Origin of the sequence: Cytobacillus spartinae (genome assembly GCF_042865285.1) — a bacterium.
Taxonomy (GTDB): Bacteria; Bacillota; Bacilli; order Bacillales; family Cytobacillaceae; genus Robertmurraya_A; species Robertmurraya_A spartinae.
Window position 1 is genome coordinate 284,085 of the sequence record NZ_JBIACK010000003.1, and the last position, 15,082, is coordinate 299,166.

At 35.0% G+C, this 15,082-nt stretch carries 19 protein-coding genes; 3 read left to right on the plus strand and 16 right to left on the minus strand.

The genetic code is table 11. From position 1 onward, the window contains the following. Positions 1–10: 10 nt before the first annotated feature. The 8 genes from ACFYKX_RS09285 to ACFYKX_RS09320 all read right to left on the minus strand — a co-directional run bounded on the left by ACFYKX_RS09285 (position 11) and on the right by ACFYKX_RS09320 (position 6,951). Positions 11–1,507 (minus strand): serine hydrolase domain-containing protein, encoded by a 1,497-nt coding sequence (locus tag ACFYKX_RS09285; protein WP_389360342.1) that lies wholly within the window; start codon positions 1,505–1,507, stop codon positions 11–13. 229 nt (positions 1,508–1,736) lie between these two features. Beyond that, positions 1,737–2,753 carry a DUF3231 family protein gene (locus ACFYKX_RS09290; RefSeq protein WP_389360344.1) on the minus strand — a complete coding sequence of 339 codons (1,017 nt, stop codon included), beginning with the start codon at positions 2,751–2,753 and terminating at the stop codon, positions 1,737–1,739. Between the two features lie 325 nt (positions 2,754–3,078). Further along, positions 3,079–3,573: a hypothetical protein gene (locus ACFYKX_RS09295; protein WP_389360346.1), complete on the minus strand. Its 495-nt coding sequence runs from the start codon at positions 3,571–3,573 to the stop codon at positions 3,079–3,081. Between the two features lie 78 nt (positions 3,574–3,651). Next, entirely contained in the window at positions 3,652–3,846 is a 195-nt protein-coding gene (locus ACFYKX_RS09300; protein WP_389360348.1) for a DUF6980 family protein, read from the minus strand. 80 nt (positions 3,847–3,926) lie between these two features. Continuing rightward, positions 3,927–4,385 (minus strand): NUDIX hydrolase, encoded by a 459-nt coding sequence (locus ACFYKX_RS09305; RefSeq protein WP_389360350.1) that lies wholly within the window; start codon positions 4,383–4,385, stop codon positions 3,927–3,929. Positions 4,386–4,476: 91 nt separating this feature from the next. After that, positions 4,477–4,815 (minus strand): ASCH domain-containing protein, encoded by a 339-nt coding sequence (locus ACFYKX_RS09310; protein WP_389360352.1) that lies wholly within the window; start codon positions 4,813–4,815, stop codon positions 4,477–4,479. A 114-nt stretch (positions 4,816–4,929) separates the two neighbouring features. Continuing rightward, on the minus strand, positions 4,930–5,073 hold the full coding sequence (locus ACFYKX_RS09315; RefSeq protein ID WP_389360354.1) for a hypothetical protein: 144 nt from the start codon (positions 5,071–5,073) through the stop codon (positions 4,930–4,932). A 1,176-nt stretch (positions 5,074–6,249) separates the two neighbouring features. Further along, positions 6,250–6,951 carry a YczE/YyaS/YitT family protein gene (locus tag ACFYKX_RS09320; RefSeq protein WP_389360356.1) on the minus strand — a complete coding sequence of 234 codons (702 nt, stop codon included), beginning with the start codon at positions 6,949–6,951 and terminating at the stop codon, positions 6,250–6,252. Positions 6,952–7,225: 274 nt separating this feature from the next. Here ACFYKX_RS09320 and ACFYKX_RS09325 point away from each other — a divergent pair, with 274 nt between their 5' ends. After that, a complete protein-coding gene (locus ACFYKX_RS09325; RefSeq protein WP_389360358.1) occupies positions 7,226–8,122 on the plus strand; it encodes a LysR family transcriptional regulator in 897 nt (298 codons plus the stop codon). A 191-nt stretch (positions 8,123–8,313) separates the two neighbouring features. On the opposite strand, the gene ACFYKX_RS09330 is transcribed toward ACFYKX_RS09325, so the two are convergent. The 3 genes from ACFYKX_RS09330 to ACFYKX_RS09340 all read right to left on the minus strand — a co-directional run bounded on the left by ACFYKX_RS09330 (position 8,314) and on the right by ACFYKX_RS09340 (position 10,350). Next, positions 8,314–8,778 (minus strand): spore coat protein, encoded by a 465-nt coding sequence (locus tag ACFYKX_RS09330; protein WP_389360360.1) that lies wholly within the window; start codon positions 8,776–8,778, stop codon positions 8,314–8,316. Positions 8,779–8,814: 36 nt separating this feature from the next. Continuing rightward, a complete protein-coding gene (locus tag ACFYKX_RS09335; RefSeq protein WP_389360362.1) occupies positions 8,815–9,018 on the minus strand; it encodes a hypothetical protein in 204 nt (67 codons plus the stop codon). A gap of 540 nt (positions 9,019–9,558) precedes the next feature. Further along, positions 9,559–10,350: a CPBP family intramembrane glutamic endopeptidase gene (locus tag ACFYKX_RS09340; protein WP_389360364.1), complete on the minus strand. Its 792-nt coding sequence runs from the start codon at positions 10,348–10,350 to the stop codon at positions 9,559–9,561. Positions 10,351–10,577: 227 nt separating this feature from the next. On the opposite strand from ACFYKX_RS09340, the gene ACFYKX_RS09345 reads away from it, so the two are divergent. Continuing rightward, a complete protein-coding gene (locus ACFYKX_RS09345) occupies positions 10,578–11,759 on the plus strand; it encodes a sensor histidine kinase (protein WP_389360366.1) in 1,182 nt (393 codons plus the stop codon). A gap of 2 nt (positions 11,760–11,761) precedes the next feature. After that, positions 11,762–12,415 carry a response regulator gene (locus tag ACFYKX_RS09350; protein ID WP_389360368.1) on the plus strand — a complete coding sequence of 218 codons (654 nt, stop codon included), beginning with the start codon at positions 11,762–11,764 and terminating at the stop codon, positions 12,413–12,415. 102 nt (positions 12,416–12,517) lie between these two features. Here ACFYKX_RS09350 and ACFYKX_RS09355 read toward each other — a convergent pair whose 3' ends face one another. From ACFYKX_RS09355 to ACFYKX_RS09375, 5 genes are all read right to left on the minus strand, one after another. Further along, positions 12,518–12,922, minus strand: coding sequence for a VOC family protein (locus ACFYKX_RS09355; protein ID WP_389360370.1), 405 nt, complete (start codon positions 12,920–12,922; stop codon positions 12,518–12,520). A gap of 197 nt (positions 12,923–13,119) precedes the next feature. Continuing rightward, the gene (locus tag ACFYKX_RS09360; protein ID WP_389360544.1) at positions 13,120–13,281 is read right to left on the minus strand and encodes a DUF1328 domain-containing protein; all 162 of its coding nucleotides are present in this window, start codon (positions 13,279–13,281) and stop codon (positions 13,120–13,122) included. A gap of 99 nt (positions 13,282–13,380) precedes the next feature. Then, the gene (locus tag ACFYKX_RS09365; RefSeq protein WP_389360372.1) at positions 13,381–13,896 is read right to left on the minus strand and encodes a GNAT family N-acetyltransferase; all 516 of its coding nucleotides are present in this window, start codon (positions 13,894–13,896) and stop codon (positions 13,381–13,383) included. Between the two features lie 35 nt (positions 13,897–13,931). Next, a complete protein-coding gene (locus ACFYKX_RS09370) occupies positions 13,932–14,504 on the minus strand; it encodes a hypothetical protein (protein ID WP_389360374.1) in 573 nt (190 codons plus the stop codon). A 20-nt stretch (positions 14,505–14,524) separates the two neighbouring features. Then, positions 14,525–14,971: a PH domain-containing protein gene (locus tag ACFYKX_RS09375; RefSeq protein WP_389360376.1), complete on the minus strand. Its 447-nt coding sequence runs from the start codon at positions 14,969–14,971 to the stop codon at positions 14,525–14,527. Positions 14,972–15,082: the final 111 nt, after the last annotated feature.

Genomic DNA, 15,082 nt, shown 5'->3' on the forward strand with positions numbered 1-15,082 from the left:
TGTTGAATCATCACATCTTTAATTCAGACGAATCTTTACGATGATTAGTTTTTCGTATAAAAAGTGTTCGCACAAGTAACGCAACTGAAAAGATAGAATACATTATAGAAAAAATCAAGATAGCCGATACAAGATCAGGTTCCTTTTGAAATGAAAATATCGTGGGGACTCCAATTTTAAAAGGAGCATAAACATGAAGATAATAGAATACCCCTAGATAAGCAGCAATGATCATACTAGTAAAACCAATTTCCTTAGCGCTAAGTTTTACGAATGAGAATTTCCTTTTCTTCATCATGATTTGGACAATCGTTACTCCCACTACAACTAGAGTGATAATAGAGAAAAAGACTGCAAGAGATCGTAAAAGTTGAGCATCCGCATTTAATTTTGAGTAGTCTGATGCCAATAATGGTACTGGTTCTTCTCCTTTTACTATTTTAAATATATTGAATCCCGTTCCTAATGTAATAGATTGTTTGGAATTGGATAAAAGAACAAGGCCGAACGTTTTATCTGATGATAGTACCATCGTAGAAGTAAATCCTGGTAAACCACCTTCCATATATACATTATGTGGATCAACATACCAATTGTAAGCCATTCTATCTTGAACTGGTTGGAACATTTGGTTCAAGCTACCTGTATTAATCATAGATTCAGAATGACTAATTCCATTGTTTAACAGAAGTTGGATAAACTTTGATAGATCATGAACATTTGAAGATAAGCCTGCTGAAGCGGAAGTGGCATAAACTAACTTTTCATGATAAGGTTTTATCTTTCCCCAATGATAGCGATGCCCCATAGCAGTATTGGATAAGTGACGATCATCAAAGATAAAATACCCTGTACGATTCATTTCAAGTGGAGCAAAGAGATGATCTTGCATATAGGTTGTAAAGGGCTCACCTGTAACTTCTTCTATTACTAGCTGCAACAAGTCTGTATTCATATTTGTATATTCATAAATGTCACCTGGTTTTCCTACCAATCTAACATCCTTTAGTTTCTTTTTGATTTCCTTCATAATTTCTTGACTGTCTGTCTGCTCAATGTCGTGGACATTAAGCCTTCCTGGCAACCCACTAGTATGGCTTAGTAAATGCCTAATCTTAATTTGCCTAGATAATTTTTCATCCTTTGTGGAGAACCAAGGGAGATAATCTACTACAGGTTTTTCAATGTCAATGTGTCTCTCCTCTTGTAGCTTCATAATCGCTAAGGATACAAATACTTTTGACAATGAACCGATATGAAAGTTCGTATTTTCATTTATTTCAAGAGAGTCATCTCTTATATCTAAAGTGCCATACCCTTTTGAAAAAACGACACCATTATGATCGACAAGTGCAAATGACATACCTGGGATATTATGTGTCTCCATGTTACGTTTGATCTCAGCTTCAATCTTAATTATTTTTTCATTTTGGGTAGCTATAGTTGCAAATGCTTCATTTTGTTTTGGAATAAGAAAAAAAGCACCAATTATTAGGACTCCAATCATCGTTATAACTATTTTAATTCTGATTACTCTCTCCCCCTATGTATAGCAAGCTCATACTTACTATCCATTTTACAACTATTTGGAAATTATTATTATACTTTTCACTAATTCACCTGCCTCTTTACTATAAATTAAAATCCCTTCCCCTTTTTGAAAGTTTCGTTGAATGATTATATCGAAAAAACCACCAATTATTGGTGGCTTATCATTCGCTTTACTTTTTCGTTATTTATTTCTTTTCCCTTATTAACTCATCTCTATCTGCTGCTATCGGGGGCTGTTCCATCCAACCATTTTTTATCATAATATTGGCTCCATCCTCAGCATACATTTGGATTTCTAAGGATAGCCTGTTATACATTGAAGGAATGTCTCCTCTCGGACTTTGACTTGCTCCTGTCCCGTAGTATCCAACACTCATAGCAATCAAACCGGATGTAAAATACATCATGAGGCGTTCCGAAAATGTATGTGTTGTACTATTTGTTACTTCTGAATCCCAAGTCATGGGTGCAGGCAGTTTGCTCTCTTCTAACTTTCCCCTAAATAGTTTAAGATGTTTATTCCCAATTTCTATTCCTTTTAAAAAGAATTGTTTTACGTCTTTATTCTCTGCAACCTGACTAAAGCCTGTGAGAGTTGCGACTCCTAGTGCATTTCTTTGGAGATTATTAAATAAATTATCTACTTCGGATGCTATTAACGGTCTTTTCTCCCCAAAGACATCTAACATAAACCATTGCTTTTTCACGACTTCAACTTCTTCTATATAAGGTATACTGGGAGCTCTTATAAACAATCCCTTTGATAGCAATAAGTCCGTTGAACGTTTATTTAATTCAATGGTTTCTTCAAGGCAATTAATGAAATAAGCCTTTATGTCACTTCTAGCAGATGATGATACAGCAGCACCATATAGAGTTAGTCCAACCTTGGACATTTGGTTGATAAAATTTAATACAAAACTGTCAGAATATAGTCTAGGCGCATTTATATCAATATCTTTTTCAGTACAAAAACCATGAGGAACTTTACTTTTTTCATCTGTTAATAAAGCTGTAATCTTTTGAGTATGTAGTTTGGAGATCTCTAAAGCATATTCAATAACTGGTTGAATTTCCTTATCTTCAGCTTTTTCTAAAAAATAGGTAAGGATGCATATGCTAGCACTATCATTTAAATATTGAGACCATAGTTGAGCTAACTCACCAGCAGTAAGTGGAATTGGGATATCTTTGTCAAACATGATAACCTCCAAATTATGAATAATTGTTAAAGATATGTTCTCCAAAGATTTCCTTTAGTATGTATCATCGAAAGGATTGGGGTTTTTGTAGTCGCTATTTTTAATAGGCTTCTGTTACTGTTGAATTTGATAACTGAACGAAAAGTGGGAAACCCCAAATACAAGGGTTTCCCATTTATACTTTTTCGGCATTTTTACTGTTAGGAGTATTTGATACTTCAAATATGAACGGTGATAATAGGAATTCCTTATTATGAGAAGAAATGCATCCTTTAGCACATAAACTTTTAATATCGCTTCCTCCTAAAATTGAAAGGTTGATAAACTATGATGTATTAGAGCCCATCCTCTCATTTATTAGAGATTCTTTTTCAATCTTGCATATCCACTTATAGTATATTACTAAACTGATTAACAATATTGGATCAATGAGAATGGAATACCACAATTTCCACCATCCATAATGAAAGTACCCCCATGGTTCAGGTAATAGTGCTACCACCTCATATATGACGATAAATATTAACCAATACAGGTAATACAAAGCCTTTTTCAATCCTGTTGAGTTAAATGGATACCAATTTAGAAACATCATATTTACTGGAGGAACTAGAACCGTAACCGTCGGTAAATCCAAAATATCAACGTCTTTAGTAAAGTACCAATAACCTTTAAATTTATGGTCAATATATCCATCAAACGCCATTTGAAGAATAATAGTAAAAGTCCAAATATGAATAATTTGATTTTTTGTCAGCCGTTTATTCGTTGTAAAAGCGACGATATTAAAGATAATAATAGCAATAAAAAGACCAATCATAATAAATCCCTTTCTTCTTATTACTATTACTGTATCCTTTTCTGCATTCACTATACTGTACGGTAGCTTAACAACAAGTTATAGTTCCGCCCCACACCACGGACAGAAAACAATTCCTATACTAGAAGATCCACCATCATGAATGATCAAACCATAGTCTTTATCAACTTCATCAAAGATAATTACTTTATCAGGACATTCAAATGGACTTTCACGAATATGACATTTGAAATTGGCATGGTAATCCATATCCTCGCAACAATGTTGTTTCATAGTTGTATTCTCCTTAAACCTCTAAATCTTAATAGCTCAATTTAGCAAAAAGATCAAAGCCGGAATTGATAACGCATCCTCTAGCTCATTAAGCACTTCTGTATGTATTCATTTATTATCGGTAAGTCAGGTGGATTAATATTGGAAGGGATATCTGTATAATGATAGAATTTTAATTCTTTAACTTCATTCTCTTCTTTTCTTAATACACCTTCATAATCACTACATATGTAGACAGTCACGACATTGTAGACCTCATCTCCATGAGGATACTTGTAATAATATTCTTCTCCCGAGAAGACATTAAATAAGGTTAAGTTCTTTGCTATTAAACCTGTCTCTTCAAACAACTCTCTTTTAGCTACTTGCTCTAATGTTTCCCCAAGTTCTAATGACCCACCAGCTAGCCCCCAACAATGATTGTCCCTGCGAAGTTGTAATAATAACTCATTATTATGATTTACAAGAATAACACATGCACCAGCCATAATGAGTGGGCGACTACCCACTATTTTTCTTAAATCCATAATGTATCCCATCGTATCCTCCAACATGTCTTAGTTCACAACGCTCTTTATTCAATAAGAAAAATCCCTTCTCCTTCTTGAAAAATCGTCCCCGTTCTCATACTCAATATTTTATTGTGATTGCTAATGTTCCCCATTCACTTTCTTGTTCTGGTGAATATATTTCATATGTTCCATCCACCATTTCTTTCATTGTCCAACCTTCACAATCAAAATCTTGAAAAGGAATCTCCTCATACATTGCTTGAAACGTATCGTATATTTTTAAATCAGTCACTTGAACTCGCATCGTTTCATCTTTTTCAGGGACTTTAATAAATTCGATCGTATCGCCAACTTTTATCATTCTTCTTTTTTGATCATTTAAGCGGACTTCAACCTTTTTCTTCCCCTCTTTTATTGAATCGAAGTACTCACCATATAAACCCATTTGATGGATCACGTTTGATTCACCCCTCTTTATTTTCAATCAATCATATCTTGTAGGATTCCTTTTTCAACTAGAAAAAGCGAATACCCTTGTTCAGTACTCGCACCCGAATTGTATTACTAAATGCTATTTCTTGCTAAGCTTAATTGCTATGTATAATAGTAAGCCAAATGCGCCTCCACCAAGTATAACTAATCCGTACTCAGCTAGTCCCATAACCAATCCAACAGCAATGATCATCCCGAGTAAAATAAACCAAAATATTTGCATGAACGAATCCCCTTACCCTTTTCTAATAATAATAACATTGCTTGTTCTACTAAACTGCACCATTAGCACAAAGAAGCGACTGTTCTTATTGAACAGCCGCTCCCATTTCTTTATCTATGATTGAATGAATGCCTTTTCACTAAGAAATTGACTATAAATGTAAGTATATGAGCCGTGAGTCGAATCGGAAAAAGAATAGACCAGTATGATCCTTTTACTCTCATGATTTTATACTTAGTAAAAATAATATCTGATATCAATGTAATTCCAATTGGTAAAATTTTGAACCATCTATTTCTTTGGGTTATACAGAGTGTAGTTAGAACTGTTTCAAAAACCAAGTATATCTTTATAAAGGAATAGTGGTGATACCATGGATTGACCGTAAATAACTTGGATTTATACCTGAACTTTTTGCTCAGTGAAAGTAAGAATAACAAACACATATAAATCACATGACTTGAATTGTAAACCGTCATATTCAATAAGTATTTGTTATTTTTTTTCAAACCCTTATACCAAGCATCACTAATAAAAAAGTAAAGAAATATAAATATGCCAGTATATGTTGTTTTCCACCACTTATTTCTGTAGACCTCTACCTTTATAAAAAACCTTTCAACAATCATAAAGTAAAGAGTGAATATTAATTTTATTTTCCATCCCAACTGGAAGACTGAAATGAAAATAGCAGCAGAGGGGACAAATATGCCTTGGGAGAATATTGATCCTAATGAATTATCTTGTTCTTTTACTCTCAATAACCTCGTTCTATATTTATATGCCTTAGAAATATAGAGTGGGTATTCAAAATGAAAAGCTAAACCTACAATTGACATAAACGTAAAGAAAACCGTTTTTTTATTTGTTTTTTTATAAAAAGACAAAAATAAAAGAATGCTATGGATAAAAACAAGACCTATATAATAATATCTGTTATGATTCTTCTTCAACATCAATTTCTCCTTAATAAAACCACAGATAATATAATATCCTTCTCTTAAAAAGGAAAAAAATGTGCTTAATTGAAGTTAATAATTTCTTATTAAATCTTTATCTTTCCTAGCTTTAATTTAGTGCATTCTACAGAGAGTCCTATAAAACTGAAACTTTTTCCTAAAACGAAAAGCATGGAATTAAATCCATGCTTTTTCATTTCGACCCAATATTCAAATCTTAAATCGTTTCCGGCTTTACCACTTTTATCGGATTTTCTACTTCTATAGTCTCTGGTTCTACATCGATAAGCCCTAATTTACTAAAAAGGGGTTGAATCTTTTTCATAAAGAATCCTAAAAGTGGAGCAAAAATGAGCATTCCAATAATGGTACCCTCCCTTAATGTGGACGGTAATGAGAATCCAAATGTAAAAATGACAGCGAGCAGAATGCTTATAATGTCTACTGATTGTCTGATGACAGCAAATTTCCACTTTGTCTTTTTCGCTAATGCCATACAAAATGCTTCTAGAGGAAACGTTACCACATCTAAAATCAGTACGCTTGCTACCGCAAAAGCTAATACAATTAAGGCAATAACAAACAACACAAGTTTCATCAAATAACTATCAATCGTGATAGCCCCTAAAACATCATAGAAGATGAAATTAATGACCATACCAAGGAAAATCACCATGGGTACTTGTAACAAGTGTTTGAAATGAAAATTCTTTCTCAGAATCAACCATTGGCCTAACACACAAGAAATATTTAAAATCATTCCAATGGTTCCTACTTTAATTCCAAATAAATATGAAAAAGATTGTGCTAATGCATCCCATGCCCCTACACCAATTGCCACTTTCAAGGTTAAGGACGCCCCTATTCCTACAATTACAATGAATATGGATAACAGTAGGACCCTTTTTAGTTGTTTCATTCTTGTTGTCTCCTTTAGTGAACATCCATTTTAATGGTTAATTTAAAAACCCGCTTCGCATTTGCGGCCCATCATTCATTAGAACCCTTTTTTCGTTGGAAGAATGTTGAGTAGACATAGTCGAAAACATCTTTCTTCGAAGTGCTAATGACCTGTTATTTTTATTCTAACCGCTTCAACCGTCTATAACAAATACCTATATCTTATATGATGATATGCTTGATGAGCATTTCTAAATTGGATATACTAAAACATTACTGAGGAGGCGTAATAGATGGAGCTTCGAGTTTTACGATATTTTTTAACGGTTGCTAGAGAAGGCAGTATTACAGGTGCTGCTGAATACTTGCATGTGACACAGCCAACCTTATCAAGACAGTTAAAAGACCTAGAGCAAGAGTTAGGAAAAAAACTATTTATTCGTAGCAGTCATAGCATGATTCTTACAGATGAAGGAATGCTTTTGAGAAAACGAGCGGAAGAAATACTTGCGATGGTTGATAAACTTGAAACCGAATTTAGCTCGATGGAAGAAACAATCGGTGGAGATGTTTATATAGGTGGGGGGGAAACAGAAGCGATGCGAAAGATTGCACGTGTTGCAGGGGAATTGCAAGCTCGTTACCCAAATATTCGATATCATCTCTACAGCGGCAACGAAGATGATGTAACGGAACGGCTCGATAGAGGATTGCTCGACTTTGGGATCCTCATTCAACCAGCAGATATATCAAAGTACAATTATATTAATATCCCAGGAAGAGACGTCTGGGGCGTTGTGATGAGGAAAGACAGTCCACTTGCTTTAAAAGAAACCATTCAAGCAGCAGATTTATTACATGTTCCACTAATCTGCTCACGCCAGGTTATGAAACAAACTTATTCGAAAAACGAGTTTGCCGATTGGTTTGGTGAAAATTTTGATAATCTAAATATCGTGACTACATACAATCTTGCTTATAATGCTTCCCTTATGGTAGAAGAAGGCATTGGTTATGCGGTAGCGCTTGATAAAATCGTAAATACATCTAGTGAGAGCAACCTTTGCTTTAGACCACTTGAACCAAGACTTGAATCAGGATTAGATATTGTTTGGAAGAAGCATCAAGTTTTTTCAGCTGCTGCTAATATGTTTTTGAAAGGAATTCGGGAGAAATTTTCAAATGAATAGATTGAAAACGCTGCAGGTTATACCAAATTTAAAAATAGCCTGCCACTTATATTCACTTTTTATGATTGGCAGGTTACTTTTTATTAAGGAATCTCTATTCAATATCGTGTGAAAAACAGTAGTTACTTCTATACTTACTCAAAAAAAGTAGATATTAAGGCTTTCTACCTTAATATCTACTTTTCTTCTATCTATAATATATCTATTTCAACTAATAGAGCCAGCAATACTTGAAGCATTAGTTGAAGAGAAACTGCTACATCAGTATCTGTAATGTCTACGTTAACGTTTCGAGAGTTCTCGATATAAACACTTTGCTTATTCACTTGTTCCAACTTAGAAGATTGCATCAACTCTTGAGTTAATTTTTCAGCCTGATCACTGTCTGCTACAGTTAAATTCACCACTAGTGCAATGGCCACTTGGAGAGCAGCTTGTAGGGATGCCCCTACTTGTGTTTCTGTCGAAGTAACTGTTACATCTAAACTATCTTTAATGACAATCATTTCTCTAGAAAATTGACCAACTTCTGAAACGTTGTCGGCTTCTTCCAACACATTTTCATCTTCATCCGTGTAAGGGAATGCGTGATTAGGATCTAACGCATTCCATTTTTTTGTACTTTCCTCATTAGGAGTAGAATGTCCGTGTAACATAGTTATTTTTCCCCTTTCCTATTAATTTTATCGTTATTACTCTTCCTTCTCTTTCTTCTCAGAAGCCTGTTTGACAAATTCATCGACTCTTTCTTGTAAATCCTCAATGACTTTTTTAATTTCTTTTTTCTCGGTTTCAGAGAGAGTTCTAAGATTCAAGCCTTTGTTTTTCTTTAATATGTCTTTTACATGCAGGCTAATAAGGCTTTTTGATATTTCTGGAAGCTTTTTTTCGTTCACCGGCTTCACCTCCTTCACGGGCTTTAAAAAAATTCGTTGCTAGTTAAATGGCTAGCAAGTCATTCAATTCAGTCTATAATTCTACTGGTACATTCCCTACGGCGAATGATGTTAGAACAATATAAAGTCTAAAGTCGTTTCTCCTAACATTTTTCTTAGAGAGGGCGCTTGTCCCAGTTCTTAGCCTATCAGCGATTTGACTGGTGCCTTTGCCCTTACTATAGGTATATGGAATTTACCTATACTTGTTTAGGCATTTAGACAAAATGTGCTCTTGTCCATAAAAACGACCAAGTGGATTGATTGAGGAAATTTGAACCAATGCGATGGCAATAAGGCGTCACTGTAACCAAAAATAGCCACCTGCCTACAAGGCTCTGGTGACTATTTCTGTAAGGCACAAACCGCAACCCACCCTAACAATAACTTTATGTGAATGGAATATTCGTTAGTTCTTGTCTTCTGTTGGTTGGGACCTAAGATAACATAGGACGGTCCCTGCGCTTTATACAAACGCTTGAACCGTCCTCGTGTAGAATTTTATAAGGAATAGTTACTATCTTTTTGTTTAAGGTCATTACTTTTAAACAACAGAATAATCGTGTAAACCATTAACACAATGCTCATGATAACGATCGGTATAAGCAGAGTAGTAGCATAGGGTTCAGAGTGTACGCCATAATTTCCTGTCGCGAAATATTCAACAAAGTCCAATACAAAGTGGAAGAGAATAACTGGGTATAAGCTTCCAGTACGAATTCGAATTCCCGCTAAAATGACCCCACCAGCAAATGTCCATAAAGTTTGATAAATGGCATACATTGTATCTCCACCAGCAATCACGTTTGTTGTATGAGTAAAAGCAAAGAGTATGCTAGGCACAAAAACGGCAACCCATTTCCCCCATCTCTTTAGAAAGGCATTTAATAAAATTCCTCTAAAAATTACTTCTTCATTTACTGAAACACCAATAGCTGCAATTAATAGAACAAGGTTTTGAGATAACCCCCACGATGAAATCCCTTTTTCACTCAAAATGTAAAGTGGAAGAATAAGAAGTGGAAGGGCAAAAAGCCACTCTTTATAGGAATGAGGCTTTTTCAGCCCTATTTCTTTCGCGATATCTGTCCAATAAACCAAACTTACCGCTACTGAAGCATAAACAGTCATTAATAGCCAACCTAGATCATTTTCAACAGTTAAACCTGGTCTAACCATTTGAACAGCCTGAATGGTAATCCCACCTGCAATACGACTTGCCACTAGGACAAAAAAAGCAAACACAAAAGGATGATTTCTAAAAAAAGATTGAAGTTTATTAAGCCGATTCATAATTTATCATTCTCCTAAATTGAGATTATTTTTCTTACCCCAATTATGCAAAAGAAATGGTAATCCCTTATAGTGCTTGCAGTAACGTTTTGTATTCATATGTTGATCCATGACTAGACCATGACCACCCATGACTACACCATGACTCTAGCATGAACACCATGACAATTAGTCTTTCCGTAGCTATATGAATCTAGTATGATAAAACTATATCAGGTGGAAAAAAGGTGAAAAGAGTGAAATCTTTTACAAACGAGCATTGGGCATATATTACGCTGTTTTATGTACGAATCATTTGGGTTGTTCTTCACTTAATTTTAATTCCTTATGAATATAAGGGGAGTAATGAGAGCCTTTATATAATTCTTTTGGCATGCCTTATTGCAGGTGTCATCCCTCAATTCGTTTGGTTTTATACCGGACACAAGAAAAAGTGGCTTTACCCTGTGGTTGAGTTAGTGGTTACCGGGATGTTTTTTATCTATAGCTCTTATTTTATCGGTGAATACTTTTCATATATTGCGATTCCAACTATGTGTGCTGCTGCCACTATACATACAGTAAGACTTAGAGTCCCACTCTGGATTTGGTTTTCATTAATACCACCCGTTGCGATGGCCATTGTTTTACCTGTACCTACCTATAGCATCTCTGTTATAGAGGGCTTTTTCTTCTTTGGTTTGGGCTGTATTATTTGGAAAGTTATCGATACGCAGCGAAAGATGCACCAACTTTTAGAAGAGAATGAGAGGCAACGACAAGTGCTGGAGCAATATGCTCAACAAATAGAAAAAATCACACTACTAGAGGAACGAAATAGGCTATCCCGTGAACTACATGATACGGTCGGACATACGTTAACATCCGTCATTATGGGACTAGATGCAACACGATACCTCATTAATGACTCACCGGAAGAGGCCATACAAAATATCAAACAGTTAGGCAAAATAAGTAGAGACGGCCTAGAAGATGTAAGAAGGCAAATCCATCATATTTCACCATTAAAAGAGGGTGAATCTCTTACCAATGAACTTAAAGGAATTGCAACTGAGTTTTCACTATCTACCGGAACTACCGTTACATTTGAGGCAGTTGGGAATGACATAACCGTCCATCCACAAATTTCATTAACCTTTGTGCGTTGCTTACAGGAATCTTTAACAAATGCAAAACGTCACGGAAGCGCGGACAATATTCATATATTACTTTCTGTACAACCTGAGCTGGTCACATTAACGGTTCAGGACAATGGAATCGGAATGGATCAAATACAGTATGGCTTCGGACTCTCTGTCATGAAAGAAAGAATTGAAGCATACCAAGGCAAATTGGATATTCAATCCCATAAAGACAAAGGCACAAAGATTATTTGTCAGTTACCTTTTAAAACAGGAAAGGCTGGATAACCATGATAAAAATAATAATCGCTGACGATCAGGATTTAATTAGAGGAAGCTTACGAATTGTACTTCGTCAAGAGGAGGATATTGAGGTCGTTGGTGTTGCCGGGAATGGTAAAGAAGTAATTGATATGTGCAAGGACCTTCAACCAAATGTGATCCTTATGGACATCAATATGCCTGTGATGAACGGGATAGAGGCAACAGGGTACATAAAAGAACATTTTCCCGACATTCAAATCATTATCCTTACCACCTTTCATGATATGGATTATGTGAAAGACGCTTTGAAAGCCGGAGCTTCTGGTTATCTGCTAAAAGCAATGGAACCGGAAGACCTTGCTTCAAACATTCGATTAGTTCATAAAGGCGAAACGTTACTTCCACAGGAGATTGCAAAAATTATGGTAGCCGAATGGGCTGGTGGTGCACCTTCCCCAAAAAATGATACCGGGAAAAACGCCAATTATGGTCTAACAGACCGAGAACTCGACGTATTACGCCTCATCGTTAAAGGAAAAAACAATCGCGAAATCGCGCAAAGTCTTTATCTAGCAGAAGGAACCGTTAAAAATCATATTTCTAGAATCTATTCAAAGTTAGAAGTAACAGATCGCGTGGATGTAATTTTGAGGGTGCAGGAAGAAAATTTATTAGATTGATAGAAAATGAAAGACCACATTGTGTGGTCTTTTACATATGTCTGTTGTACGAATGGTTCTAAAAAAGGATTACCTCTTTTGAAGTAACCCCCTCCCCTCACCCTAAACTTCAAAAGGAAGATTTAGTTGCCACGAAACTCCAAAACGATCATTTATCCACCCAAACTTTTTGCTGAAACCATAATCGCCTAGAGGCATAAGCTCTTGACCGCCTTCACCTAGTTTCTCATAAAGATTAGCAAGTTCTTCTTCCGTATCACAGGTAATAAAAATCGAGAAAGAAGGCGTAAACGTGAATTGATGCTTGATGTAGCTGTCAATACACATAAATTCTTGCCCCTTCAAGGTAAAAGTAGCCTGCATCACGGTGCCTTCAGGTCCAGCTTCATTCGCCCCATATCGAACAATGTTTGTTATTTGAGAATCTTCCATGATCGATGTGTAAAAATTCATCGCTTCTTCTGCGTTGCCTTCTTGAAACATTAAAAACGGGGTTACCTTCTCCATTTTATCTACCTCCTAAAGCTATGTATTCTTGTGAACTAAACTAATCGTCCTGTAGACCAATCCCTTAACATATTAAGGGTATAGCAACACATTGCTTGTCCAAGAAATAAGGATTGGTCCCAAGGCATTCATTGCTCATTGAAAGCTATCATATCAATGCTATGCTTCTATAAAGGTCACTCTAGTATACTTCATCATTATCGCCTAATAACGCTACTAATAAGCGAGACAATAAATAATATGAGAAAAATATAGAAGATAAATTTAGCAATTTCAATTGCTGCTCCAGCTATTCCAATAAAGCCGAAAAACGCTGCTATAAGTGCGATAAGTAAAAATAATATTGACCATCTTAACATCATATTCACGCCTTTCTATGTGTGTATACATAGAAATACCCGTCTAATTGTTAGGTAAACATGCAGTATATTTTTTTGACGGTCAATAAGGTTAATTCATTATTTAATTAGCGGTTTGGTCATAATATAGTCAGTTTGTTCTTCATCTCCCATATAAAAAGAATGGGCTCCCGTTTGAACAAACCCCATTTTCTTATAAAAAGCAATCGCATTTTCATTCCTTTCCCATACACCCAACCAAATCTTCTGTTTATTACGTTCCAATGCCATTTCTATCGCTTTATCGAGAAGATATTTACCCAGCCCGTGTTTTTGGAATTTGCTCTTTATATAGATCCTCTCAATTTCAAGGGATTCGTCACCCATTTCTTCAGACTGAGCATCATTGGTATTTACCTTCAAGTAACCAGCCACCTCATCATTAACATAAACAAAAAAGAATTCCGACGAAACATTGGATAATTCTTTTTCTAGTTGTTTCATGTTAAATGCCTTATCCATATAGGCTTTCATATTTTCAGGTGAGTTTTGATCCTTGAATGTTTCATCGAATGTTTCATAACTAATGTTTTGAAGAACGGATAAGTCTTCTAGCGTACACTTCTTTATGTTCATTTTGTTAGGTCGCTCCTTTAATCATTAATACAATATCAATTCTTAGTATATTCATACAAATAAAACCCCGAATATCGAACATAGAACCCATCTTTTATTAAATCATAATTCTCTGGATTAATAGCAAACCCAAACGCTGAGTTGGGTCCTTGACCATATTGACCTACATCTATGATTTCTTTGTTATGATTATACAAAAAGTACTCTTGATGAGAGCTATTAGTGGTATATGTTCCGTCCTCATTAAAGATCCCATTGTACATAAAGCGTCCTTTGTTATAATCCAGGTTGTACGTAGTATCAAAAGTAAAATAGATATCATTTTCTCTATTCCATACACTATCCAGTATAATATTTGTATTTTCCTTCGTTGTAATTTCGATATCAAACTCTTTTTCTTTCTTACTATTAAAAGGAATCCATTCAGGTTTTACATAGAACTCAACCGTCTCATTATTTTTAATAAGATGAAGTGTATACCCTTCTCGATCTGTAACTTTTTCTAATATCCCCTTGTTTGAATATGCTCCATTATAAGATAAATACGCAAATAAAGCACAGAACACAGTAAAAATAATCAAGAAATAAAGTTTTTTCCTCTTTGGCATCTTGCACCCCCCTTGGGCATTTAATTAATAGATAGTTTTTTATCTAGTTGAATATTAGGGTTTTCTGTTATTAACAATTGAATAAACGCTTTTTCATCTCTAGGAGATATATTCAAAACGTTATATTGTCCATAAAGTATTTCTACCCTGTCTACGGATAGCGCAGGTGCTGTAAATGGACTCTTTATTTTACTCAGTTTTCGTATTTCTTCAATCTTTACTGAACTTCTAAATGGACCGTATCTAACCTTTATAAGTCCATCTTCAACCTTATATCCCGTACCAAACCAAAGCCATAATAATAAACCTATAATCAAAACATTTATGATGATTCCTGCTACACTATTATAAGTAATCAGTTGAAACCCAACAGGATCTGACCCAACAAAATAAATAAAAACGAGAAATAGTATCATCCCCCAAAACATGAAGAAGAACCAAATATCCTTCTTAGATGGAAAATACAATTAGTTCACCTCACCTTTATTAACCATACGTGCTTAATCCTATAAGGTTTCGTTCTTTAGCTAACTTTAAAAAGAAAAGGTAATTCATCCTAAGTGATAAATTACCTTATT

Bases quoted from the DNA above. Each gene is read 5' to 3' on its own strand.
- ACFYKX_RS09290 (WP_389360344.1), bottom strand. From the start codon at position 2,753: ATGTTTGACAAAGATATCCCAATTCCACTTACTGCTGGTGAGTTAGCT.
- ACFYKX_RS09325 (WP_389360358.1), top strand. From the start codon at position 7,226: ATGGAGCTTCGAGTTTTACGATATTTTTTAACGGTTGCTAGAGAAGGC.
- ACFYKX_RS09285 (WP_389360342.1), bottom strand. From the start codon at position 1,507: ATGATTGGAGTCCTAATAATTGGTGCTTTTTTTCTTATTCCAAAACAA.
- ACFYKX_RS09355 (WP_389360370.1), bottom strand. From the start codon at position 12,922: ATGGAGAAGGTAACCCCGTTTTTAATGTTTCAAGAAGGCAACGCAGAA.
- ACFYKX_RS09300 (WP_389360348.1), bottom strand. From the start codon at position 3,846: ATGAAACAACATTGTTGCGAGGATATGGATTACCATGCCAATTTCAAA.
- ACFYKX_RS09370 (WP_389360374.1), bottom strand. From the start codon at position 14,504: ATGCCAAAGAGGAAAAAACTTTATTTCTTGATTATTTTTACTGTGTTC.
- ACFYKX_RS09350 (WP_389360368.1), top strand. From the start codon at position 11,762: ATGATAAAAATAATAATCGCTGACGATCAGGATTTAATTAGAGGAAGC.
- ACFYKX_RS09360 (WP_389360544.1), bottom strand. From the start codon at position 13,281: ATGTTAAGATGGTCAATATTATTTTTACTTATCGCACTTATAGCAGCG.
- ACFYKX_RS09295 (WP_389360346.1), bottom strand. From the start codon at position 3,573: ATGATTGGTCTTTTTATTGCTATTATTATCTTTAATATCGTCGCTTTT.
- ACFYKX_RS09305 (WP_389360350.1), bottom strand. From the start codon at position 4,385: ATGGGATACATTATGGATTTAAGAAAAATAGTGGGTAGTCGCCCACTC.
- ACFYKX_RS09330 (WP_389360360.1), bottom strand. From the start codon at position 8,778: ATGTTACACGGACATTCTACTCCTAATGAGGAAAGTACAAAAAAATGG.
- ACFYKX_RS09315 (WP_389360354.1), bottom strand. From the start codon at position 5,073: ATGCAAATATTTTGGTTTATTTTACTCGGGATGATCATTGCTGTTGGA.
- ACFYKX_RS09320 (WP_389360356.1), bottom strand. From the start codon at position 6,951: ATGAAACAACTAAAAAGGGTCCTACTGTTATCCATATTCATTGTAATT.
- ACFYKX_RS09340 (WP_389360364.1), bottom strand. From the start codon at position 10,350: ATGAATCGGCTTAATAAACTTCAATCTTTTTTTAGAAATCATCCTTTT.
- ACFYKX_RS09365 (WP_389360372.1), bottom strand. From the start codon at position 13,896: ATGAACATAAAGAAGTGTACGCTAGAAGACTTATCCGTTCTTCAAAAC.